The sequence below is a fragment of the Amycolatopsis sp. NPDC104819 genome (assembly GCF_055583145.1).
In genome coordinates, this window is the sequence record NZ_JBVJON010000011.1 from 151,837 (window position 1) to 175,280 (window position 23,444).

19 protein-coding genes are annotated in these 23,444 nt (G+C 74.1%); 12 read left to right on the forward strand and 7 right to left on the reverse strand.

Annotation, left to right across the window (positions count from 1 at the left end; all coding sequences use genetic code 11):
- Positions 1-2 precede the first annotated feature (2 nt).
- From ACZ63E_RS32090 to ACZ63E_RS32105, 4 genes are read left to right on the forward strand one after another with little or no spacing between them, the layout of a single operon-like run.
- Complete coding sequence (locus tag ACZ63E_RS32090; protein WP_465339910.1) at positions 3-692, forward strand: GntR family transcriptional regulator; 690 nt, start codon at positions 3-5, stop codon at positions 690-692.
- Entirely contained in the window at positions 689-1,261 is a 573-nt protein-coding gene (locus ACZ63E_RS32095) for a nuclear transport factor 2 family protein (RefSeq protein ID WP_465339911.1), read from the forward strand. The genes ACZ63E_RS32090 and ACZ63E_RS32095 overlap by 4 nt, the downstream gene beginning before the upstream one ends.
- Positions 1,258-2,301, forward strand: coding sequence for an amidohydrolase family protein (locus ACZ63E_RS32100; protein ID WP_465339912.1), 1,044 nt, complete (start codon positions 1,258-1,260; stop codon positions 2,299-2,301). Before ACZ63E_RS32095 ends, ACZ63E_RS32100 begins: the two co-directional genes overlap by 4 nt.
- Positions 2,298-3,248 (forward strand): amidohydrolase family protein, encoded by a 951-nt coding sequence (locus ACZ63E_RS32105; RefSeq protein WP_465339913.1) that lies wholly within the window; start codon positions 2,298-2,300, stop codon positions 3,246-3,248. The genes ACZ63E_RS32100 and ACZ63E_RS32105 overlap by 4 nt, the downstream gene beginning before the upstream one ends.
- A 12-nt stretch (positions 3,249-3,260) precedes the next feature.
- Here ACZ63E_RS32105 and ACZ63E_RS32110 read toward each other — a convergent pair whose 3' ends face one another.
- Positions 3,261-4,184, reverse strand: a complete 924-nt coding sequence (locus ACZ63E_RS32110; protein WP_465339914.1) for a helix-turn-helix domain-containing protein — start codon at positions 4,182-4,184, stop codon at positions 3,261-3,263.
- A 270-nt stretch (positions 4,185-4,454) separates the two neighbouring features.
- On the opposite strand from ACZ63E_RS32110, the gene ACZ63E_RS32115 reads away from it, so the two are divergent.
- Positions 4,455-7,745: a trypsin-like serine protease gene (locus tag ACZ63E_RS32115; RefSeq protein ID WP_465339915.1), complete on the forward strand. Its 3,291-nt coding sequence runs from the start codon at positions 4,455-4,457 to the stop codon at positions 7,743-7,745.
- Positions 7,746-7,946: 201 nt separating this feature from the next.
- Here ACZ63E_RS32115 and ACZ63E_RS32120 read toward each other — a convergent pair whose 3' ends face one another.
- Positions 7,947-8,912: an Lrp/AsnC family transcriptional regulator gene (locus ACZ63E_RS32120; RefSeq protein ID WP_465339916.1), complete on the reverse strand. Its 966-nt coding sequence runs from the start codon at positions 8,910-8,912 to the stop codon at positions 7,947-7,949.
- A gap of 115 nt (positions 8,913-9,027) precedes the next feature.
- On the opposite strand from ACZ63E_RS32120, the gene ACZ63E_RS32125 reads away from it, so the two are divergent.
- On the forward strand, positions 9,028-10,458 hold the full coding sequence (locus tag ACZ63E_RS32125; RefSeq protein WP_465339917.1) for an FAD-dependent monooxygenase: 1,431 nt from the start codon (positions 9,028-9,030) through the stop codon (positions 10,456-10,458).
- A 164-nt stretch (positions 10,459-10,622) separates the two neighbouring features.
- On the opposite strand, the gene ACZ63E_RS32130 is transcribed toward ACZ63E_RS32125, so the two are convergent.
- The gene (locus ACZ63E_RS32130; protein WP_465339918.1) at positions 10,623-12,905 is read right to left on the reverse strand and encodes an ATP-binding protein; all 2,283 of its coding nucleotides are present in this window, start codon (positions 12,903-12,905) and stop codon (positions 10,623-10,625) included.
- Between the two features lie 102 nt (positions 12,906-13,007).
- Between ACZ63E_RS32130 and ACZ63E_RS32135 the strand changes: the two genes are divergently transcribed.
- From ACZ63E_RS32135 to ACZ63E_RS32150, 4 genes are read left to right on the forward strand one after another with little or no spacing between them, the layout of a single operon-like run.
- Complete coding sequence (locus ACZ63E_RS32135) at positions 13,008-14,726, forward strand: PP2C family protein-serine/threonine phosphatase (RefSeq protein ID WP_465339919.1); 1,719 nt, start codon at positions 13,008-13,010, stop codon at positions 14,724-14,726.
- Positions 14,723-15,133, forward strand: a complete 411-nt coding sequence (locus ACZ63E_RS32140) for a response regulator (protein ID WP_465339921.1) — start codon at positions 14,723-14,725, stop codon at positions 15,131-15,133. The genes ACZ63E_RS32135 and ACZ63E_RS32140 overlap by 4 nt, the downstream gene beginning before the upstream one ends.
- A gap of 30 nt (positions 15,134-15,163) precedes the next feature.
- Positions 15,164-15,868, forward strand: a complete 705-nt coding sequence (locus ACZ63E_RS32145; protein ID WP_465339922.1) for a response regulator transcription factor — start codon at positions 15,164-15,166, stop codon at positions 15,866-15,868.
- Positions 15,865-17,175, forward strand: coding sequence for a sensor histidine kinase (locus ACZ63E_RS32150; protein ID WP_465339923.1), 1,311 nt, complete (start codon positions 15,865-15,867; stop codon positions 17,173-17,175). The genes ACZ63E_RS32145 and ACZ63E_RS32150 overlap by 4 nt, the downstream gene beginning before the upstream one ends.
- A 22-nt stretch (positions 17,176-17,197) precedes the next feature.
- Here ACZ63E_RS32150 and ACZ63E_RS32155 read toward each other — a convergent pair whose 3' ends face one another.
- From ACZ63E_RS32155 to ACZ63E_RS32165, 3 genes are all read right to left on the reverse strand, one after another.
- Complete coding sequence (locus ACZ63E_RS32155) at positions 17,198-18,406, reverse strand: DUF1501 domain-containing protein (protein WP_465339924.1); 1,209 nt, start codon at positions 18,404-18,406, stop codon at positions 17,198-17,200.
- Positions 18,403-19,704 (reverse strand): DUF1800 domain-containing protein, encoded by a 1,302-nt coding sequence (locus ACZ63E_RS32160; protein WP_465339925.1) that lies wholly within the window; start codon positions 19,702-19,704, stop codon positions 18,403-18,405. Before ACZ63E_RS32160 ends, ACZ63E_RS32155 begins: the two co-directional genes overlap by 4 nt.
- Before the next feature lie 261 nt (positions 19,705-19,965).
- Positions 19,966-21,168 (reverse strand): alpha/beta fold hydrolase, encoded by a 1,203-nt coding sequence (locus tag ACZ63E_RS32165; protein WP_465339926.1) that lies wholly within the window; start codon positions 21,166-21,168, stop codon positions 19,966-19,968.
- A 69-nt stretch (positions 21,169-21,237) separates the two neighbouring features.
- On the opposite strand from ACZ63E_RS32165, the gene ACZ63E_RS32170 reads away from it, so the two are divergent.
- A complete protein-coding gene (locus ACZ63E_RS32170) occupies positions 21,238-21,837 on the forward strand; it encodes a TetR/AcrR family transcriptional regulator (RefSeq protein WP_465339927.1) in 600 nt (199 codons plus the stop codon).
- A 13-nt stretch (positions 21,838-21,850) separates the two neighbouring features.
- On the opposite strand, the gene ACZ63E_RS32175 is transcribed toward ACZ63E_RS32170, so the two are convergent.
- A complete protein-coding gene (locus ACZ63E_RS32175) occupies positions 21,851-22,813 on the reverse strand; it encodes a zinc-binding dehydrogenase (RefSeq protein WP_465339928.1) in 963 nt (320 codons plus the stop codon).
- A 107-nt stretch (positions 22,814-22,920) separates the two neighbouring features.
- Here ACZ63E_RS32175 and ACZ63E_RS32180 point away from each other — a divergent pair, with 107 nt between their 5' ends.
- Positions 22,921-23,316 (forward strand): HPF/RaiA family ribosome-associated protein, encoded by a 396-nt coding sequence (locus tag ACZ63E_RS32180; RefSeq protein WP_465339929.1) that lies wholly within the window; start codon positions 22,921-22,923, stop codon positions 23,314-23,316.
- Positions 23,317-23,444 lie beyond the last annotated feature (128 nt).

Below are 23,444 nucleotides of genomic sequence, written 5' to 3' on the forward strand. Positions count from 1 at the left end.
GCATGGCGAAGAGAGCGGGTGGCGAGAGCCTGGCCGTGTCGGTGTACCACCGGCTGCGCTCGGCGATCCTCAACGGAGAACTGGCCCCGGGCGAGCGCGTCAAGCCCGCCGAGCTGAGCGCGGAGTTCCAGGTCAGCCTCAGTGTCGTGCGGGAGGCGCTCGGCCTGCTGGCGGCCAAGGACCTCGTGCAGGTGGACCGCAACCGCGGCTTCCGCGTCACGCCGCTGTCGCTGCAGGCGCTCACGGACCTGACCGAGGCACGCGCGATCAACGAGGGCTCGGCGCTGCGGCTGTCGGTGCGCCGCGGCGGTGTCACGTGGGAGTCGGAGGTGCTGGCCGCCCACCACCGGCTCGCCGGGCAGCCGATGATCCTGCCCGGGTCGCCGATGCGCCGCAACGAGGAGTGGGCCCGCGCGCACCTGGAGTTCCACCACACGCTGATCAAGGCGTGCGGCAACGCGGTGCTGCTCGGCATCTGCACCCGGCTCTCCGACGCGGCCGAGCTGTACCGCGCCTGGTCCGGCCCGGGTGGCGAGCAGCGGCACCGCGACGTCGCGGGTGAGCACCAGGGCCTGGTGGACGCCGCGCTGGCGCACGACGCCGACCTGGCCGTCGCCCGGTTCGAGGCGCACGTCAACCGCACCAAGGAGATCCTGATGGAGTCCAGCTTCAGCGCCGAGCCGGCTTCATGACGCCGGCCGAGCTGGTCCTGCGCGAACGGCAAGGCCGGGACCGCGGCTGGTGGGACCGGATGCGGGCCTGCTACGCGCCGGACTCGGCCGTGCGGCTCAGCTGGTTCCGCGGCAGCGGCGAGGAGTTCGTCGCCCGGTCGCGGGAGATGACCGGCCGCGGCGACGTCGCCCGGCATCGGCTCGGCCCGCCGGTCGTGGACGTCGAGGGGGACCGCGCGGTTGTCGAGGTGCCCGCGGCGATCGAGGTGCGGACCGTGCTCGACGGCGTCGAAGTCGACCTCACCTCGTACGCGCGGCTGCTGTACCGGGCCGAGGTCCGGAATGGACGGTGGCTGCTCACGTCCCTGGACCCGGTCTACGAACGCGACGTCCTCGCCCCGGTCGTCCCGGGCACGCCGGTGCCGTTGCCCTCGATCGAGGGACTTCGCGCGTCCTACCGCTTCCTGGCGCATGTGCTCGCCACTCGCGGGTACCCGATCGCCGACGACCTGTACGGCGACGACCGGCCCGGCGAGGTCGCCGGCCTCTACGACTCGCTCTTCTCCTGGCTGCCCGGAAAGGCATCATGACCAAGACCGCTCTGACCGGCGTCCGCGTCTTCGACGGAACCGGCCTGACCGAACCCACCACCGTCGTGCTCGACGGCCCGCTGATCGGCGGCGACCCGGCCGGCGCGGATATCGTCGACGCCGCCGGCGCCACCCTGCTGCCCGGCCTGGTCGACGCCCACGTCCACCTCCTGACCCCCGACGACCTCCGGGCGCTGGCGACGTACGGCGTGACCACGGCGCTCGACATGGCGTGCTGGCCGAAGGAGCGCGTCGACTCCTTCCGCGGTCGGGTGCCGGACATCCGCAGCGCGGGCGTGCCGGCCATCGGGCCCGGCGGCAACCACGCGAAGATGCCCGGCATGCCCGAAGAGGCGATCCTCACCGCGCCCGGGCAGGCCGCGGGCTTCGTCGCCCGCCGGGTCGCCGAGGGCTCGGACTACGTCAAGGTTGTCATCGAAGGCGATCTGCTCGACCAGGCCACGATCGACGCGGTGGTCGCCGAGGGCAAGGCACACGGCAAGCCGACCGTCGCGCACGCGTCGTCGGTCGACGCCTACCGGCGCGCGGTTCGGGCCGGGGCCGACGTGATCACGCACGTGCCTCGCGACGGTGTTCTCGACGCCGCGACTGTGGCGACGATGGCCGGGCGGGGGCAGGTCGCCGTGCCCACGCTGACGATGATGGAGGCGCTCACCACGAAGCTCGGCGTCGACGGCTATGCGTTCAGCCGGGACTCCGTCGCCGCGCTGCACGCGGGTGGCGTCCCGGTCCTCGCGGGCACCGACGCGTTCTCCGCGCCGATGCTGCCGGTCCCGGTCGTGCAAGGGGTGAGCCTGCACCAGGAACTGGCTCTGCTGGTCGACGCGGGACTGTCCGAACTCGACGCTCTCCGCGCGGCGACCGACCTGCCCGCGCGGTACTTCGGCTTCGCTGATCGCGGGGCGGTGCGTGCGGGACTGCGGGCGGATCTGGTGCTCGTCGACGGCGACCCGACCCGGGATATCATGGCGACCGCGAAGATCCGGCGGGTCTGGGCGGCTGGGGAGGTGGTCGCGTGAGCGGGCTCATCGACGTCCATGCGCACTTCGTCACCCCGGAGTACGTCGAAGCGGCGATCGCGGGCGGGCACGGGTCGCCGGACGGCATGCCCGGCTGGCCCACCTGGGACGCCGGCACGCACCTCGGGCTGATGGACCGGTGGGGTGTCGCCGTGTCGCTGTTGTCGATCTCCTCGCCCGGCGTCCACTTCGGGGACGACGCGGCCGCGCGGCGGCTGGCGCGAGAGGTCAACAACGCGGGCGCCGGGATCCGCCGGGCGCACCCGGACCGGTTCGGGCACTTCGCGTCGCTGCCCCTGCCCGATGTGGACGGTGCGTTGGCCGAACTCGCTTACGCCGTCGACGAGCTGGGCAGCGACGGCGTCACGATCGAGACCAACGCCCACGGCCGCTACCTCGGCGACCCGGCATTCACTCCACTGTGGACGGAGCTGGCCCGGCGCCGGACGCCGGTGTTCGTGCACCCGACGTCGCCGCCGCACGCCGGGGAGATCTCGCTCGGCCGGCCGCGGCCGATGCTGGAGTTCCTCTACGACACCGGCCGGGCCGTGAGCGATCTGCTCTTCACCGGGGTCCTCCGGCAGCACCCGGACATCCCGTGGATCTTCACCCACGGCGGCGGTGTCCTGCCGTTGTTGGCCGAACGCCTGGAGCTGTTCCGGACCGCGTTCGGCGGCGGCGGCGGTGGGCCGACGGTCCCCGAGCAGATCGGCGAGCTGTGGTTCGACATCGCCGGAACGCCCTTCCCGCACCAGGTCCCGGCCTTCGAGCGCGCGTTCGGCACCGAGCGGCTGCTGTACGGGAGCGACTTCTGCTGGACACCCCCGGCAGCCGTCGACGCCCAGCTGGCGGGCATCACCGCCGCCGCGCAGCCGGAGGGGACCACCTGGCGCGAGCTGACCACCCGCAACTGCGCGCGGCTGTTCCCGCGGTTCGGCAGCGAGTAAGGACGCGAGCCGTCAGTTCCACTCCCATTCGAGCCCGAGCAGGCCCGGGCCGGCGTCCGAGACGGCCAGGTGGGCCGTGCCGGAGCCGCCGATCCACAGCGGCTTCCCCGTCCGGCGCGGACCGGTCAGGGTCGGCTGGTGGTAGGGCACGCACCGGGCCGGCACGTCGCCGGTGAAGCCGACCTGCAGCAGGTAGTGGCCCGTGGTCCGGGTGAACCGCCGGTGGTACGACGTCAGGACCGAGCCGGCCGGGTACCGCCAGGTGTACTCGACCACCGTGCGGTCGCCCGCGGAAAGCGGCTGTTCCAGCAGGAGCTCGCAGACCGTCGCCGGGCTTTCCTCCTGGGGCCTGGTCCGGCCCTGGCGGCAGTACCGCAGGCCGGCCAGCACCGGCCGTGAAGACTCTTCGGCCCATTCGTAGACGACGCAGCGGTCGGTCCGGTCCACCGTCGCCTCCAGCACCAGCCGCGTCCGGACTTCGCGCAGCCTGCGGTCGGCGTCGACCAGGACGTGCTCGTGCACGTCCACGTAGCGCACCTGCCCTTCCGGCGGGGCCCCGATGGCCCGCAGCACCGGCTCGCACGACGGCCAGAGCCGCCGCCGGTCCACGGTGCCCGGGTCGGCGCCGCGCCCGCGGGGACGCCGCGGCCCGAGCAGCGCCACCAGCGACTCCCCGGGCAGCCCGGTCAGGTCTTCCAGCGCACGCACGGCGCGCAGCGACTCTTCACGCTCCGGACGGCTCCGGCCGCGCCGCCAGTAGCTGAGCGCGGCCCGGCTCACCCGCACACCTCGTGCGGCCAGGTGCCGTTGGACCTGCTCCAGGCTCAGGCCACGCGCCGCGAGAGCCCGGTCGAGGGCGGCCGCGAAGGTGCCGTGCCGCAGCAGCCGCCGCAGCTCGCGATCCAGCGGGACGGCCGTTTGCGCGCTCGAAGCCATGCGGCCTCCCTGCTTGTGTTCCCCGGTTCCGCGGACGGTAGGCGCTCGCGCGCACACCGTGCCAGGGCCGAAAGATCTGATCCGGGCCCTTCCGGTGAACGGGCTTCCCGCGGTGTGGACAACTGGCTACGGACCGGGCCTCCGAGCTGCGGGGAAAAGGCGCGGAAACCGTCACTCTGTGAACGGAACTGAACGTTCACCGGCGTCTTTCCGGGACGCCGCCGGCGTAGTTAGCGTCCCGGGAAACCGCTCTCGCCCCGGAGGACGCACATGTCGCTTTTCCCCAGTGCGAGGAGGGTGGCCGCCGCGGCGGCCACCCTCCTCGCCGCCACCGCCGCACTCGGCGGGGTGCCGGCCACCGCTCAGCCGCCGGACACCCGGGTGGCTCTCGCCGACTCCGCCTCCCCGCCGCCGGGCGCGCACCGCGACGCGGCGGTCGCCGGAGATCGCGCCGTCTCCGTCGCCGTCGCGCTCAAGCCGCACGACGAAGCGGCGCTGAACCGGTTCGTCGCCGCGGTCGGTGACCCGCGCTCGCCGGACTACCGGCACTATCTCACGAGTGAGCAGTACAACGCCCGCTTCGCGCCGACCGCGCCCGAGGTCGGCCGCGTCACGGACTTCTTGCGCGCACAGGGGTTCCGCGTCACGGCGGTGGCGGGCAATCGCCAGGTCGTCGACGCGACCGGCTCGGCCGACGCCGTGCGGTCGGCCTTCGGCACCACGCTCGGCGACTACACCGGCGCCGACGGGAAACACTTCTACACCAACGATTCCGCGCCCACCATCCCCGCTTCGCTCGGGGGAGTGGTGCGCAGCGTGCTGGGCCTGTCCGACCGGCCGGTCGCGCACCGTGCGAACGCCAAGGCCTCGCAGGTCAAGCCCGGTCCGGCCGGCCCGAGCGGACCGGCCGGCGGGTACACGCCCGCCCAGTTCCGCACCGCCTACAGCATGACCAAGCTGTCCGGCTCCTACACCGGCGCCGGCCAGAACGTCGGGCTCATCGAGTTCGACGCCTTCAAGCAGTCCGACATCGACGCCTGGACGAAGTACTTCGGCCAGCCGTCGGTGACGCCGAAGGTCGTCCCGGTCGACGGCGGGGTGTCCAGCCCGGGCAGCAACCAGCTCGAAGTCACCCTCGACGTCGAAGCCGTCGCCGCGACGGCGCCCGGCGCGGCCCAGACCGTCTACGAAGCACCCAACAGTGACAGCGCGTGGGTCGACCAGATGGCGAAGATCGCGAGCGACAACAGCATCACCATCCTGTCCGGCTCCTGGCTCAACGGCGAGAAGTGCGAGTCCGCGCCGATCAAGGCGTCGCACGACTCCTACACGCAGATGGCCGCGCAGGGCATCACGATGCTCTCGGCGTCGGGCGACTGGGGCGCCACCGGCTGCGGGTACAACGGCGACAACAGCACGGTCCAGGCCGATTTCCCGGCGAGCGACCCGCTGTTCACCGGCGTCGGGGGCACACAGCTGCGCACCGCCGACAGCGCGGGCACCTACCAGTCGGAGTCGTGCTGGAACCAGGGAGGCTCCGGCAACACGCGCTCGGGTGGCGGCTACTCGCAGATCTACGCGCGGCCGTCGTGGCAGCCGGGTGGCAACCAGTTCCGGTCGGTGCCCGACGTCGCGCTCGACGCGGACTACGGCGCCGGCGCGCTCTCGGTGTACATGAACGGCGGCTGGCAGGACGTCGGCGGCACCAGCCTGTCGTCCCCGCTGTGGGCGGGGTACGTCGCGATGGTCGACCAGAAAGCCAAGGGACAGGGCAAGAACGGCGTCGGCGCGATGAACCCGACGATCTACGCGGTCGCCGGCTCCGCCCAGTACTCCTCGACCTTCCACGACGTCACCAGCGGCAACAACGGCACCTACAACGCCGGCACGGGCTACGACCTGTGCACCGGCTGGGGCTCGCCGCAGGGTGACAACCTCGCCGACCCGCTCATCACCGGCTCGGCCCCGGCGCCCGACAACGACTTCTCGATGACGGCGTCCCCGGCGTCGGTGAGCGTCGACCCGGGCAAGTCCGTGACGACGTCGATCGGCACCAGCGTCACCAAGGGCAGCGCGCAGGACGTGGCGCTGTCGGCGGACGGCCTGCCCGCGGGGGTGACGGCGTCCTTCGCGCCGGCCACGGTGACCGCCGGCCAGTCCTCGACCCTCACGCTCGCCGCGACGTCGTCGGCTACGCCGGGCACCAAGACGGTGACCGTCACCGGCAAGGGCAGCGCCGTGAGCCACTCGGCGAACGTCTCGCTGACCGTGAACGGTTCGGGCACCGGCGACTTCTCGCTCGCCGTCTCACCGTCCTCGGCGACCGTGGCTCCCGGGCAGTCCGCCAAGACGACGGTGAGCGCGACCGCCGCGGGTGCGCACTCGAGCGTCGTCGGCGGTGAAGCGACCACCGTCGAGCAGTACCCGTTCATGATCTCGATGCGCCGGGAAGGCAGCGCGTTCCCGGGCAAGCAGTCGTGCAGCATGGCCCTGGCCGGCCCGCACACGGTCGTCGGCGCGGCGCACTGCCTGCTGGAGAACCCGGGCACCAAGTGGTTCGTCTACGGCGCCACGAACCTGAACGACACCGGGTTCCGCGCCGACATCAAGGAGTCCTGGACCGACCCGGACTACAGCAGCTGGCAGACCGGGCACGACGTCGCCGTCATCACCCTCGACAAGGACGTCCCGGTGCCGGCGGGGATCACGTACCCGACCATCGCGACCGACACCTCGGTGAACACGCCGGGCACGATGGGCCGAGGCATCGGCTGGGGCAAGACCGGCCAGAACACCTACTCGGACGTCTTGCGCACTGCGGAGTTCCCCGTGGCGAAGGACTCCGACTGCGCCCAGCACGTCGACACCTCGCAGTACTACCGATCCGACGGGTCGATGCTCTGCACCGGGTACGCCGACGGTCACAAGGGCGTTTGTGTCGGTGACAGCGGCAGCCCGTTCCTCGAGGGCAACCGGATCGTCGGGTTCTTCTCGTGGATGTCCAACGCCTGCAACACCTACGGCGTCTACGCCCGGGTGACGACGTACGCCGACGAGATCAAGGCGCACCTCGGCGGGACGACGCCGCCCCCGCCGGGCGGGATCGCGCTGAGCGCTTCGGGCCTGCCCGCCGGGGCGACCGCGGCGTTCGACCCGGCGTCGATCGACACTGGCGGCTCGTCGGCGCTGACGATCACCACGAGCGCGTCCACGCCGGCCGGGACGTACCCGGTCACCGTCACCGGCAAGAACGCGCAGCAGACCCGCACCGCGACCTTCACCCTCACGGTGCAGCCGGGCAGCTCCGGGCCGGTCAAGGTGACCGACCCCGGCTACCAGTTCGTCCACGGCCAGGCGGTGCGCCTCCAGCTCCGGGCCACCGGCGGGACGGGGACGTACACCTGGTCGGCGACCGGTCTGCCGCCGGGGCTGACGCTCGACGCCCGCACGGGCCTGATCACCGGCACGGTGACGAGAACCGGCAACTACGGTTCGCCGGTCACCGCGACCGACGGGGCCGGCTCGTCGGGCAAGCTCACCGTCAGCTGGCTGGTCTACTGACGGCCGGGTGAGGAGGGAGCCCGTGGCGGACCACCGCCACGGGCTTTCCCGCCTGCCCGAGTTTGGTTCCGCGGGCCCAGGGGAATTCTCCGGGAGCGGGGGACCGATTCCCGGCTGCCGGCCGTGCTCCCCCTCAGCACGACCGGCAGCCCGCGAAGGTTCTGGGGCCGTACTCCTCGTACGGCGCCAGAACCGCGGGCCCTACGCCCGGTTGGCCGCCTGCTTGACCGTCCGGATCACCGGCGCCGTCTCGATGTGCGTGATCGCCGGCAGGGCCGCCACCCGCGTGGTCAGGTACCGGTACAACGCCCGCTGGTCCGGGCACACGACGCTGGCGAACAGGTTGCTCGGCCCGGTCGTGGCCGCGGCGAACGCGATCTCCGGGTGCGTGGCCAGCTCTTCACCGGCCTCTTCCAGCCGGGAGGGGACCACCGAAAGCCAAAGCAAAGTACGGGGACCGGTGCCGAAAAGCCGGCTGTCGACGTCGATGTCCAGGTACAGCACGCCGTGCTCGCGCAGGTCGGTCATCCGGCGCCGGACCGTGGTCGGCGACCAGCCGGTGAGCGCGGCCAGCCGGGTGATCCCGGTCCGGCCGTCGACGGCCAGCGCGGCGAGCAGCCGCCGGTCGCCGTCGTCGAGACGCACCGCGCCCGGCCGTCGTGACACCGGCGGCGGACGCAGCCGGGCGACCGTGTCTTCGTCCAGCCAGCCGAGCTTGGCGATCAGGCTTTCCGGGCCGCCGTAGAAGGTGTGCAGCACCGAATGCGCGGTGACCCCTTCGACCCTCGGTGTGCGAGGGAGTTTCGCCAGCAGCAGGGTTTCGCTGTCGGCCGCGGTCTCCGTGCGCACCGTGCAGGTGATCTCGGTGCCGCCGGAGGTCAGGCTCACCCAGGACGTGTCGGCCCGCTTCGCCAGCGCCTCGGCGACCGGGACCGACGCGGTCGGCGCGCACCGCACCCGCAGGAACCACAGCACGGCGCCCAGCGCGGTCGGGTCGACCCCACCGACCACCCGCACCGCTCCCGTCGCCCGCAACCGGGCGTACCGGCGGGCGACGGTGCGATCCGACACGCCGAGCACCTCGGCGATGGCGCTGAACGGGGCCCGGCCGTCGACCTGCAGCGCGTGCGCGAGCCGGCGGTCCAGCTCGTCGTAGTCGGATTCCACCGCGCTGACTCTAACCGGTGACGGATTCGGTCTCGATCACCGGCGTTTCTGGCTTGCCCGCACCGGGCGACGCACCGTGGCTCTTGTCCTTGCAGACACAACCAGGGGAGAGCTCATGGACACCGGAGTGCTCATCGTCGGCGCGGGCCCGACCGGCCTGACACTGGCCAACGAGCTGCGGCTGGCGGAGGTGCCGTTCCTGCTCGTCGACAAGCTGCCGCGGCCCAGCGAACTCTCGCGAGCGGGTGGTGTGCAGTCGCGCACGTTGACGGCGCTCGACCAGCGCGGGCTGCTGGAACCGCTGCTGGCGACCGGGAACCACCCGGTCAGCGCGGGCCATTTCGCGGGGATCGAGTTCGCGCCGGAGAGCACCGCGCACCGGCTGCCGTGGCGGTCCGTGCCGCAGGTCGTGCTCGAAGGGTTCTTCGAAAAGCACCTCGCCGAATACGGCGTCCACGTCCGGCGTGACCACGAGCTGACCGGCCTCGACCAGGACGGCCGCGGCGTGACCGCGACGTTCGCCCACGGCGCGGTCGTCCGCGCCGGTTACGCCGTGGCCGCCGACGGCGCCCACAGCACGGTGCGGTCCCTGCTGGGGGCCGGCTTCCCGGGACGCCCGGGTACTTCGACGGTCGTCGCCGCCGACGTCCGGCTGAGCGGCGCCGGGGAGGTGATGACGCACGCGCGGAACGACGACGGCCATTGGGCTGCGCTGTACCCGCTCGGCACGGACGGGCAGGGGCGGCCGATGCGCCGGCTCGTCCTGGGCGGTCCGGGCCGCTCACGGCCCCGGGACGTCCCGGTCACCGAGGACGAGCTGCGCGAAGGCCTGCGGCTCGTCTTCGGCGACGGCGTCGGGCTGCTCGAACTCCGGTACGCCCGCCGCATCACCAATGCGGCCCGGCAGGCCGAGCGCTACCGCCACGGGCGGGTCTTCCTGGCCGGCGACGCCGCGCACGTCCACCTGCCGCTCGGCGCGCAGGGCATGAACACCGGCATGCAGGACGCGCTGAACCTCGGCTGGAAGCTCGGCGCCGCGGTCCACGGCTGGGCGCCGGAGGACCTGCTGGACACCTACCACACCGAGCGGCACCCGGTCGGCGCCGCGGTGCTGCGCAACGTCCAGGCGCAGAGCCTGCTGATGGACTGGGCGGGCACGCGCGACCCGGACGTCGCGGCGACCCGGGAGGTCTTCGCCGCGCTGGCGCAGCTGCCGGAGGTCCAGCGCCACCTCGGTGACCTGCTGTCCGGGATGGCGATCCGCTACCCGACGCCCGGCGACCACCCGCTGACCGGCCGTCCCGCCCCGGACCCGCGGGTGGCCGACACCCGGCTGCACGAGCTGCTGCGGTCCGGTCGCGGTGTCCTGCTCGACCCCGACGACGCGTTCGCCAAGGTCGCCGACCCGTGGTCGGCCCGGGTGGACCGCGCGACCGGCGAAACGACCGCCGAGCCGATGCTCGTCCGCCCGGACGGCTACGTCTGCTGGGCCGGTGACCCGGGTGCGCTGGAACCGGCGCTGGCCCGCTGGTTCGGTGCAGCCTGAGCGAAGAGGTCGGGGGCCGGCGGCGGTCTCGGGGAAAGCCCGCCGCCGGCCCGTGCTGTGGCGGTTGCCACGGAGTCGAAGTCGGGGCCACCGTGGTTCTGTTACGGGAAACCCGCGGAAATCCCCCTCGCCCCCGCCCGGCCCGTGCCGCCCAGCGGGGGCGGTCACGGCTCGGGATCGGGCTCCAGGGTGAACCACACCGTGGTCCCGGTCTCGGGGGCCGACTCGAGCCACAGGTGGCCGCCGTGGCGCTGGACGATGCGGTCCACGATCGCGAGCCCCGCGCCGTGCCCGCCGCCGTACGCGTCGCGGGCGTGCAGCCGGCGGAACAGCCGGAGCACGTCTTGCTGGTGCACCTCGGGAATGCCGATCCCGTTGTCCCGCACGAACACCGCGGCCGCCCGGTCCGGTCCGGCCGGGCGCAGCCCGACCTCGACCGTGCGCGGCCGCTCGGTCCGCGCGTACTTCGCCGCGTTCACCAGGAGGTTGACGAGCACCTCCTCCAGCCGGGCGGGATCGGCCGAAACCGTAACGTCCTCGCCGGGCAGCGTGGCCCGGACGTCGTTCTCGGCCAGCCGGGGACCGGCGATGTCCAGCGCGCGGCCGGCCGCGGCCCGCAGGCCGACCGCTTCCCGGCGCAGGTCGGACTGGCCGAGCTGGGCGAAGTGCAGCAGGGAGTTGACGAGCTCGTCCATGCGGTTGGCGAGCCCTTCCACGGTCTCCAGCCGGCGCAGCGTGGTCGCGTCGAGCGTCTCGCCGGCGTCCTCGCCGATGAAGGCGACGGTGGTGGCGATGCCGCGCAGCGGCTCCTTCATCTCGTGCGCGGCCGCGTGGGCGAAGGTGTCCAGGTCCTGGTTGGCGCGGCGCAGCTCGGTGTTGAGCCCGGCCAGGTGGGCAGCCTGGCGCAGCGAGATCGCGGACACGGCCCGGCCGAGGTCCGCCGCGACCGCTTCGTCGGCGGCCGTCCACGGCAGGCTGTGCCCGCGCACCACGGCCTGGTAGACGGCCGACGAACCGCGCGGCGTGAGCCGTTCGCCGTGCGGGCCGAGCCGGACCGGCTGGGCCGGGTCGGCGGCCCAGGTCCGCTCGGCGCGGCGTTCCCGCCGGGTCCAGGCGACCAGATCGCCGTCGCCGAGCCCGAGAACCAGCGCCCCGCTCAGCGCGTCGGCGTGCGAGGCGAGCCCGGGAGCGTGCTCGGTCAGGCAGTCGCTCGCCCAGACCTCACCCGCGGCGAGGTCGGGCACCGCCGGCCACAGCAGCGCCACGTCGGTGTCGCCGTAGGCGGGGGAAACCGTGCCGCCGAGGCGGAGGACGACGGCGTCGGAGCGGACGAGCCCGGCGAGCAGCTCCCCGTTGTCCGGCAACGACCGCGTGGGTTCCGTCTCGAGGGCCGCGACGAGCCGGGACAGTGCGGTCCGGGCATCCTGGCGGGCCCGGGCCGTCTCGGCCTCCTGGAGCGCGGCCAGCTGCAGGGAGAGCGTGACGCCGAAGAACTCGCACGCCGCGCGGACTTCCGGGTCGAGCCGGCGGGGAGCCAGCCCGTGGCAGGCGATCAGGCCCCACAGCGCGCCGTCGTGCAGCAGCGACACCGACATCGACGACGCCACGCCGATGTTGCGCAGGTACTCCAGGTGGAACGACGAGACCGTGCGCAGGGTCGAGTCGGACAGGTCCAGCGGTTCGGTGCCCCCGGGCAGCGCCTCCGGGTGCAGAGCCGAGGTGGCGTCGTCGACGTCGTTGATCACGCGGATCCAGTTGCGCTCGTAGAGCCGGCGTGCCTGGGGCGGGATGTCGGTGGCCGGGAACCACAGCCCCACCCACGGCTCCAGGCCGTCCGCGAGCGCCTCGGCGATCACCTCGCCCGGGCCGGAGCGGCCTTCGAAGCGGTAGGCGACGACCCGATCGTAGCCGGTGAGCGCCCGGATCTCGGCCACCGCGGCCGCGCACACGTCGACGACGGTGCGCCCGTGCTGCAGCCGGGTCAGCGCGGCGCGCACCGAGGGGTAGAACTGCGAGAAGCGGAACGGCCGCTGCGCGGTCGCGGGCTCCAGCTCCAAGACGAGCCGGCCGTCGGCGCGGTAGACGGTGACGTCGAACTCCGGCCCGTCCGCGGGCACTCGCAGGGCGAGCAGGCCGCGGTCGCCCGTCGGCGCTTCGAGGGTCTGCCGGACCGCGGCCACCCCGTCGGCGCCGAGCAGGGTCTCCACCGGGGTGCCGATCAGCTCCTCGGGAGTGCGGCCGAGCAGCCGCTCGGTGGTGGAGCTGGCGACTTCGACGCGCCCGTCGTCGGCCACCGCCACCAGGGCGCCGTAGGACTGGATGCCGCCGAGCCGGTGGATCGGCTCGGTCACGCAGACCGAGAAGTCGAACGCCGGACCGGCCACGGCTTCCGCCGTGCGGTCGCGTTCCCCCGGCTCGAACGCCGCCCCGGCGCCGGTGTCGCTCATGCCACTCCTCGTTCTGCCCGGTCGTGCCGTCCGGCCGCGACGGAAGGCGAACCTTACAGTGGTCGTCGCCGCGAACGCGGCATCCCGGACGAGCGGAGCGTTGTGGCCATCCCCTCCCAAGACCCCTGGACAGCGCGGCTGCACGCGCTGTGGCGGGCGGCGTTCGACGCGGTGAACACCAAGGGCCTGTCGGACGAGCTCTACTCGGGCCTGCTCTGCCTCCCGGCCGCGCGCGTGGTGCTCGGGGCCCGGCTGACCGCCGACGGCACCGCGTCGGTGACGCGCTGGGCCGACCACGACGGGCTGCGCACGCAGCCGGCCGGGCTGGCGGCCGACGTCGAAGCCTGGACGGCCGAGCGGCCGGCGGGGGAGGTCCGGGAGCTGCCGCTGGCCGAGGTGGCGGCCGTGGCGCCCAGGCTGGCCGCCCGGCTGACCGCGGCCGGGGCGAGCGAGCTCTTGGTCCTGGAGTTCGCGGTCGCGGAGGGGGAGCGGGCCCTGCTGGTGCTGGGCACCGCGGCCGGGCTGCCCGCCGCGCCGTCCGTGGTCACCGCGCTGCACCAGGTCGCCGAGGTGATCGTGGCCACCGACCAGCATGCCAGCCAGCTGCGCGAACTGGACGAGCGGCAGGCCCAGGACGCGATCCTCGCCGAGGCGTCGCTGCAGATGGGCGCCTCGCTCGACATCGACGACACGCTGCGCGCCGTCGTCCGGATGGCGGTGCCCGGGCTGGCCGACGGCGCCGCGATCCACGTGCGCCGGGACGGCCGGATGGTGCCGATCGCGGTCGCCCATGTCGACGCCCACCGCGAGCGCACGCTGACCGCGGCCCTGCGGGCCGGGCACTGGGCCGGCGAGCAGGTCGTCCGCGGCGCCGACCTGGCGGCCTGGGACGAGCTCCCGCGGCCGTCCGGGCTGCCCGAGGAGGCCCGGCTGCCGCAGATGACGATCAGCGTGCTGCGGGCCCGGGGCCGCGACGTCGGGCTGCTGACCTTCTTCCACCGCGCGGGTTCGCAGCGCCGCCCGGACCGGTCGTTCCTGCGCAACCTGGCCGGGCGGGCGGCACTGGCGATCGACAACGCGACGCTCTACGAGCGGCGGCGCCGGGACGTCCTTTCCCTGCAGCAGCACCTGCTGCCCGCGGTGCTGCCGGACGTGCCCGGCCTGGAGACCGCCGCCACCTACACCGTCGCCGACCACAGCCTGGAGGTGGGCGGTGACTTCTACGGCCTGGTCCCGCAGCCCGACGGCCACGTCACGGCGCTGATCGGGGACGTCTGCGGCCGCGGGGCGCCGGCGGCCGCGCTGACCGGCCTGGCCCGGCACACCCTGGAGACGGCGCTGGAGGAGGGCAGCTCGGCCGAGCACGCCATGGTGGGGCTCAACGCGAAGCTGCTGCGCAACGACGTCTCCCGGTTCCTCACCCTCGCGACGGCGACCTTCGAGCCCGCCGGCCCGGCCGGGGTCGGGCTGACCCTGCTCACGGCCGGGCACCCGCCTCCACTGGTCCTGCGGCGCGACGGGACCGTGCGGGAGCCACCGTGCTCGGGCCGGCTGGTCGGCGTCCTGCCGGAGCTGCGGCTGCGTGCGGCGACCGAACGGCTCGGGCCGGGGGACACGCTGGTGCTGTACACCGACGGGCTCACCGAGGCCCGCGACCAGGCGGGCCGGTTCTTCGAAACCGACCTCGCGCCGACCCTGGCCCGGCTGCCCGGCCTGCCGCTGCCGGACCTGCTCGAAGCCCTCGTCACCGGCGGCGGGCGGTACCGGGTCGGCGACGACGCCGCGGTCCTGGCCGTCCGGCACACGGGAGCCGCCGCGTGAGCGCCTGCGAACGGCTCGTCCTGGTGGTCGAGGACAGCGCCGAAGACCGCGAGGCCATCCAGCGCGCGCTGGCCCGCTCCCACCCGGAGCTGGAGCTGGAGTTCGCCACGGACGGCGACGCGGCGATCGCCCGCCTCGCCGACGCCGGCCTCGAGCGGCCCGCGCTCCTGCTGCTGGACCTCAACCTCCCGGGCCGGGACGGCTACCAGGTCCTGGCCGCCCTGCGGGCGAACCCGGACCTGGCGGCGCTGAAGATCATCGTCTTCACTTCGTCGACGACGTCGGCCGACATCGAGCGCTGCTACGCCCTCGGCGCGGACAGCTACGTCTACAAGCCGGTGAACTTCCACCTGTTCCGCACGGTGCTGCAGGGCGCGGTGAACTACTGGCAGGCCGGCACCGGCTGAAACCGGGACGGCTCCCTTACGCTGGGGCGGGTGGACGACGTGACCGCACGGCGGCCGGCCGCGCCGGGCGTCCCGCGCATCCTAGTGATCGAGGACGCCGAAGCGATCCGGGTGCCGGTCGAGGCCGCGCTCGCCGCTGCGGGGTTCTCCGTCCGGGCCCGTCCCGACGGCGGTGGCCTGGAGACCGAGCTCGCCCGTGCGCGGCCCGACCTGGTCGTGCTGGACGTCATGCTGCCGGGGCGGGACGGGTTCGAGCTGTTGCGGGTGATCCGCCGGGTGTCGGCGGCCGGCGTCGTGATGCTGACCGCCCGGGACGGCGTCGAGGACCGGCTGCGGGGGCTCGGCGCGGGTGCCGACGACTACGTGGTGAAGCCGTTCGTGCTCGAGGAGCTGGTCGCGCGGGTGACCGCGGTGCTGCGGCGGACCGGGCGCACCCCGCCGGCCGTGGAGGTCGGCGACCTGGTCGTCGACGTCGAAGGGGGCCGGGTCCGCTACGGCGACGCCGACGTCGAGCTGACCTCCACCGAGTGGAAGGTGCTGGTCTACTTCGCCCGGCACCGGGACCGCGTGGTCTCCAAGACGCAGGTCCTGACCGCCGTCTGGGGTTACGGCGACTACGCGCCGAACCTGGTCGAGGTGAACGTCAGCACGCTGCGCCGCAAGCTGGAGGCGCACGGCCCGCGGTTGCTGCACACGGTGCGCGGGCAGGGGTACGTCCTGCGCGGCGAGCCGTGACGGGGCTGCGAACGGCTTCGCTGCGCCGCCGGGTCACCGTCACCGTGCTGGTGGTGCTGGCCGTGGTGCTGGTCGCCGTCGGGCTCGTCGTGGACACGGTCTTCCGCGCGCAGGCCGAGCGGGACGTCAACGCCGTGCTCACCGCCCGCGTCCAGCTGGCCCAGCAGCTGGCGAAGCAGAACGTCGCGCCGCAGAACCTGCTGCGGCGGCTGGAAACCCGCGGCGTTCAGGCCGCGCTTTCCTTGCCGGACGGCACTTTTCTCGGCGCGAACGACCTGCCGGCGGACGCGCGGATCCGCCAGGTGCGGGCGACGCTGTCCGGGCCGCCGCGGATCGACGGCGCGAAGCTGACGCTCACCGCGGACGAGTCCCTGGTCGCGGCCGCCGAGCAGAGCCTGCGGTGGGTGCTGGCCGGCACCGGGGTGGCCGCGCTCGTCGTCGCCGCGGTCGCGTTGCTGCTGGCCGTCCGGTTCGCGCTCGCGCCGTTGGACGCGATGACCCGCCTGGCGCGGTCGATCGTCTCCGGCGGGCGTGGTGGGCGGCTCGCCCCGGAGCGGACCGGGACCGAGCTGGGCCGCGCCGCGGCCGCGTTCGACGCCGCCCTGGACGCGCTCGAAGGCGCCGAGCGGGCGGCCCGGGCGTCCGAAGAGCGGACCCGGCGGTTCGTCGCCGACGCGGCCCACGAGCTGCGGACCCCGCTGGCCGGGGTTCGGGCGGCGGCCGAGGCGCTGGTGCAGCAGCCGGCGGACGCGCCGCGCGAGCAGCGGGAACAGCTGCAGCTGCTGGTGGTCCGCGAGTCGCAGCGGGCGGCGAAGCTCGTCGCCGACCTGCTGGACCTGGCCCGGCTGGACGCGGGCGCCGAGCTCGACCGGGCGCCGGTGCCGCTGCGGGAGCTGGTTGCGGCGCAGGCCGAGCAGGTCCGGCTGACGGCGCCGGCGGTCACGGTCGAGGTGACCGGCCCGGACGTGGTCGTGCTCGGCGACCGGGACCGGCTCACGCAGATCGTGGCCAACCTGAGCGGCAACGCGGTCCGCGCGATGGCCGGCCGGGGGACGCTGACCCTGGAGGTCACCGGCGACGGCGTCACGGTGACCGACACCGGGCCGGGGGTGCCGGGGCCGGAGCGGGAGCGGATCTTCGACCGGCTCGTGCGGCTCGACGCGGCCCGCGGCCAGGGCGGCTCCGGGCTGGGCCTGCCGATCGCCCGCGGGTTCGCCCGGGCGCACGGCGGTGATCTCTGGTGCGAGGCTGCTCCGGGCGGGGGAGCCCGGTTCCGGCTGGCGGGGCTGCCCGGGAACGTCGGGTGAGCCGGCCCGGGCCGGGTCCGGCTCAGGCGAACAAGCCGGTCACCCGGCCGGCGTGCCCGGGCAGCACCTGACCGGCGTCGGTGCCGAGCACGTCCTCCACCAGGGTCGCGTAGACGTCGCGGAAGTCGGTGCTGAGCTTGAGGTCGCCGTCGTCGAGGTCGGTCAGGCTCGGCTCGGCGCCGTGGAAGCCGCCCCGGACGCGGGGGCCGAGGACGAACACCGGGCCCGCCGTGCCGTGGTCGGTGCCCTGGCTCGCGTTCGCCGCCACCCGCCGGCCGAACTCCGAGTACACCAGCACCGTGACCTGCTTGCCGCGGTCGGACTTCGCCAGCCGCTGGACGAACGGGGTCAGCGCGCCGTCGAGCTCGGTCAGCAGCCGTTGCTGGGTGCCGCGCTCGTCGGCGTGTGTGTCGAACCCGCCGAGCGACACCGAGTACGCCCGCGTCGGCACCCCCGCCTCGACCAGGCCGGCGACCACGTCGAGCTGGGCCGCCAGCTCGCCCTCGGCCTTCTCGCCGTCCTTCGTGGCCGTTCCCAGGGTCTGGGCGGCCCGGTGCAGGTCGGTCACCGACCGCGCCGCGCGCGCCTGCCAGAGCCCTTCGCCGGCCTGAGCGGAGCCGAGGCCGCGGAACGCCGTGCCCAGCGCGCCCTGCGGCAGCTTCAGCCCGCCGACCGGCAAGGTCGCGGCGGCGGTGCGCTCTCCGGCCAGCAGCGGCGGGAGCACCGGGTCGACCGACACCGCGCGCAGCGGGTCGTCGCCGGAGGCGTCCAGCCAGCGACCGAGCCAGCCGGTCGGCACCGACGTCTCGGGCGAGGCCGTCTGCCAGATCGCCATCGACCGGAAGTGGCTGTGGTCGGGTTTCGGGTACCCGACCCCGCGCAGGACGGCCAGCTGCCGGTTGTCCCAGAGGCTCTTGAACCCCTTCATGCCCGGGTTGAGCCCCAGCCCTTCGCCGAGGTCGAGCACTTCCTCCGGGCGGTACGCCAGCTCGGCGCGGGCGTCCTGGTAGGCCGGGTCGCCCGCGGGGACGACGGTGTTGAGGCCGTCGTTGCCGCCGTAGAGGGTGACGACGACGAGCACCCCCGCGTCCGGGTCGAGGGGGTCCTGCTCCGCGGCCGACATCAGCCGGGCCCAGTCGACCTGGGTGGCGCCGGCGGCGAGGGCCGCGGCGGCCGTCACCCCGGTCGCGGTGAGGAACCTGCGACGGTTCACCTGCTGCACGATCGTCACCCGCTCACTACGTATTCGGGGGCACAAGCGGCCACTGTGGACAGCTGACGCGCGTCACCGGCGACGCCGGCGAGCGCGGCGCGGGTGCGGTCGGACCAGGCGTCGACCCCGAGCAGGTCACCGACCGCGGCGACCTTGTCCCGCGCTTTCGCCACGGTGCCGAGGTCGGCGTGCGCGACGACCAGCTGGGCCGCGTGCAGCCGGGCCAGGCCCGCCGAAGTCGTCAGCCATGCTCCGCCGGCCGCCCAGCCGCCGACGCTGGGCGGCTGGAACGGCACCTGACCCATCCCGCGCAACGCCGCCAGCAGCTGCGTCCGGGGCTTCTCGTCGAGCTTTCCGGGGCGGACGCCGAGCGCGCGCAGCAGCCCGGCGAGCCACTCGACCGGTTGCTTGACCAGCGACGTCGCGCTGTCGCGGAAGGCCGGTTCGGCGGTGACGGCCAGCAGGAGCGCCCGGATGTCGCGGCGGCTCCCGTAGGCGGCCACGAGCCGGTTGAGGGTGTCGGGCGGCGGCGGTGTCGCGGACACGAGCCGCGCCCAGATCCGGCCGGCCACGAACGGCGCCGACTCGGGCCGGCCCAGCACGAGGTCCACAAAGGACTGTGCGGTGAAGTCGCCGCTGGCGCCGAGGATGCGCTTCACCCCGTTGTCGTGCCGCTTGGCGACCAGCTGCGCGCCGGTGGCGTCCCGCTTGGCGGTCCAGCCGGTCAGCGCCCGCGCCGCCTCGCGGACGTCGTCCTCGCCGTAGTGGCCGACCCCGAGGGTGAACAGCTCCATGAACTCGCGGGAGAGGTTCTCGTTCGGCTTTCCGGCCTTGTTGCTGTTGCCGTCCAGCCACAGCAGCATCGCCGGGTCGACGACCATCGCCCGGGCGAGGTCGGTGAAGCTGCCGAGGGCGTGCTCACGCTGGGTCCGGTTCTGCGCGAGCATGAGCCGCGGGCTGCGCACCTTCTGCTCGCTCGTGGCGAAGTGGCCGTGCCAGAACCAGGTGAGCCGTTCGACGGAGGCGACGTCGGCGGCGGCCATCCGGTCCAGCCACCACCCCACCGCCTGCGCGGCCTGGGCCTGCGCCTGCCGTCGGGCCTGCTGCTTCGCGGCCTTGTCGGCGTCCTTGGCCGGTTTGCCCGGGGGTGGCCCGGGATCGGGCATCGGGGTCGCGGCCGCCCCGGTGTCGGGTCCGCCACCCAGCAACCGGTCACGGGTCTCGGCGAACCCGCGGTCCAGGTCACCGGGCCGCGGCCCGAAGCCGAGGCGGTCGTGCAGCCGCCGGACGGCCGCTCGTTCGGAGAGCACCACCATGCCCTCGATCGTGCGGCGCGCGCCGGGTGGGGCGCGAGGCCGCTGCCGCTTTCTTAAGCCGATCCACAGGAGCCGTGGTCGCTCACGCTCGCGGGGCATCTTCGGGCGTGGATCGGCGGTTCCGGGTAACCGGTCGGAGATCCGCACCCGGAATGACACCGGGGCCGGTCCCGCTCGGCTCGCGAGCGCTCGGGATCTTGCGGGCCCGCACGACGTACGTGGGACTCAGCGCGTTCGCGACCGTCCGGAATGGACACGGGGTCATTTCGGGCCCCAGTGGTCGCCGAGGGCTCGGGCGGAGACGTCGGGAACGTAGACCGCCAAAGCCGCGACGAGCTCCCTGATGTCCCGGCGGGCCGCGACGTCGAGGCGAGCGGTGCGGGCGACGTCGAGTTCGTTGGCGATGGTGAGCACCGCGAAGTCGGTGAGGTCGGCGCCCGCGAGGGGGATGGTCTCGCCGGTGAAGCGGTCGGTCAGCGGGAGCGGCGTCGTGCCGATGCGGGCGTAGGTCCGGCTCCGATCGCAGGCTCCGTAGCGGTAAACGAGGGCTTCGGCCTCGTCGCCGACGGCCGCCCGCAGGCGGGCTCGCCGGTCCGGTGGCAGCAGCGGGTGCGGGAAGCCGTCGGTGCCGTACACGGCGTGGCAGAGCGCGGCAAGGCGTACGCGCGGGCTCCCGCCCCAGCTCTGCACCAGGTCCGCTACCCGCCGCAGGTGGGCTAGGAGGTCACCGCCGGGGTGGTCGGTTCCGGCCGCCCCGAGCTCGCGCAGGAGCGCCAGCGCCGGCCAGTCGGCGGTGCCGGCGGCGATCGTCTCGGCCAGCGCTCGCGGCCGGTCCCGGGCGACGAGGTGCCCAGCGCCGGGGATGCGGACCACCGTCGTCTGCGGAGCGAGGTGCCGCAATCCGTCGACGTCGTCGTCGGTGACGGGGGAGTGGTGGCTGCCGCGGACGAGCAGGACCGGCCGGTCGAGCCCCGCGGTGATCTCCCGCAGCCGGGGAACGCGGGTGAAGATGTCCTCGACGAGCTCGGTGTGGGTGCCGGGCAGGGGAAGGGTGGCGAGGAAGCGGCGGGCCCGCCGGGGCTCGAGCCCGGGGACGACGTCCACCAGCACCAGGCCCGCCACCCTCGTCCGCACCGCCGGATCACCGAGGGCGGCGACGGCGGCGAGCCCGCCCAGCGAGGCGCCGACGACCACGCAGCCCGGTGGCTCGGCGTGCACCATGGCGGCGACGTCCTCGGCGCAGGACGTGAGGGTGCGCGGCGAGCCGTCGCTGTCGCCGTGACCGCGCTGGTCGTAGGCCACGCACCGGAACCCGGCGTCGACGAGGAGATTGACGACCGGCGTCCAGACCGAGCGACGCTCTCCACCGGCGTGGAGCAGCAGCGCGGTCGGCCCGTCGCCGGCTTCCTCACCGCGCAAAACCGCGTCAGGGCGAGTGATGCTCCGCTCCCGCGAGACGACCATGACGACCCCCTACCTTGGGGCTTCAAGGTAACGACTCGTACCTTGAAGCGTCAAGGTACGATCGCCGCCGTGACACCTCAGCGCGTGCGCCGCCCGCCGGACGAGGCCCGGCGCCTGATCCTGGAGGCCGCCGAACGGCTGCTGACCGAGGGAGGGGTGGCCGCCGTCCAGATCCGGGCCGTCGCCGCCCGTGTCGGCATGACCGACGCCGGGGTCAGCCACCACTTCGGCACCCGTGACCGCCTCCTGGAAGCCCTGCTGCGTCACGGCGGCCGCAAGATCCGGGCCGGGATGGACGACGTGCTGCGCTCCTGGTTCGACCGCGGCCCCGATCTCGGCCGGCTGGTCGAGACGATGGCCGCCTTCTACCGTCAGGGTTACGGCGCGCTCGCCGTGGCCCTGCACGCGGCCGGGTGGCGGGACGACGGCTCGGGGATGCTCGACCCGGTCGTCGACACGCTGCACGCGTTGCGCCCCGACGCCGCCACCGCCTCGGTCGAGGACACCCGGCTCGCCGTCGCGGCGCTTCACCAGGCGTTGGCCACCGAACCCTTGTACGGCCCGGCTTTCCGCCGTAGTGCGGGGATCGCCGGCCGGGCGGCCACGACCCCGAACCCGCAGCTGCGCTGGTGGTCCGCCTGTCTCGCCCGCTCCCTCGGCATCGGCTGACGCGCGGGCCCGGTCAGGGCAGCAGCAGGAGCTTGCCGGTGAACCGGCGCGCCTCGATGTCGGCGTGCGCCGCCGCGGCGTCGGCCAGCGGGTAGGTCCGGCCGATGACCGGGGTCAGCCGGCCCGCGGCGGCCTCGTTCAGCACGTGGACCACCCGACGCGCGTTGTCCGGCCAGAACTCCGGGAGCTGGGCCATGTCCACCACCGTCAGCTGCTCCGCGTGGTCGACCACCGCCTGCGAGCCGCTGGACATGCCGTAGCCGGAGAACCGGCCGCCGGGCGCGAGCAGCGCCGCGGCGGTCGTGCCGACCGGGCCGCCGATCCCGTCGAACACCACATCGAGCCCGTGCCCCTCGGTGATCGCGCGCACTTGCTCAGGCCAGTCCTTTGTGGAGTAGTCGACGACGTCGTCGGCCATTTTTGCCGCGAGGGCAAGCTTATCCTCGCCGCGCACGCCCGCGACGACCCGCGCGCCGGCCGCACGGGCGAGCTGGATCGCGAGGCTGCCGAGGCCGCCCAGCCCCGGTGCGATGAGGACTCGGTCGCCGGTCCGGACGGGGGTCTTCTCCAGCAGCGCGAGTGCGGTGGCGCCGTCGTCGAGCAGTGCCGCCGCGGTGCGCGGATCGACGCCGTCGGGCAGCGGAAAGGCGGAGTCGGCATGGGCGAGCACCGTGTCGGCGTACCCGCCGCCGTAGCTCGCGGTGGACCGGGTGACGACCCGCGCGCCGAGCCAGGTGTCGTCCACTTCGGCGCCGACCGCGGTGACCGTGCCCGCGACCGCTCCGCCCGGCACGTACGGCGGCCGGACGTCGAACACCGCGGGGCCGTGGCCGGACCGGATCCGGGCGTCGAGCCACCCCACCCCGATCGCCGCGACGTCGACGACCACCTCACCGCGGCCCGGCGCCGGGGCAGGCAGGTGGACGAGCTCGAGAACCTCGGGGCCGCCGAACCGGCCGGCCATCACCGCACGCATGCCCGCAGGCTAAAAGTTCAACCGGACTCGAAGTCAAGACCGCACCGGGTTTGAGCCGGGCGCCCTGGTGGGTACTGACGGAGTTCACCGTTGTCCAGCTTCGGAGGGTGCTCGTGCAGATCCAGGTCAACACCGACCACAACATCCACGGTGGCGAACGGCTGGCCACCTACGTGACGACCGACCTGGAGGGCAGTCTGTCCCGGTTCGGTGGCTGGTTGACCCGGGTGGAGGTGCACCTCAGCGAGGACGGCGGCGGCAAGCCGGAAGACAAGAAGTGCGTGATCGAGGCGCGGCCGGGCGGCAAGCAGCCGGTCGCGGTCACCCACCACGCGACCACTGTGGACGACGCGTACGCCGGCGCGGCGCAGAAACTGGGACGGCTGCTGGATTCCCGGTACTCCCGCGCCCACGACCACAAGGGCAGCGACAGCATCCGCCACATGCCCGCGCCGGAAGACCCGGACCAGGTCGGCGCGATCGAGGACGAGCCGCGGGACTGAGCCGCCGCCGGGGGGGGGGGGGGGGGGGGGGGGGGGGTGGTGGGGGGCGGGGGGGGGGGGGGGGGGGGGGGGGGGAAGGAAGAAAGGGCGTTGTTGGTGAAGGAGGACTCCCCACCAGCACACCACCC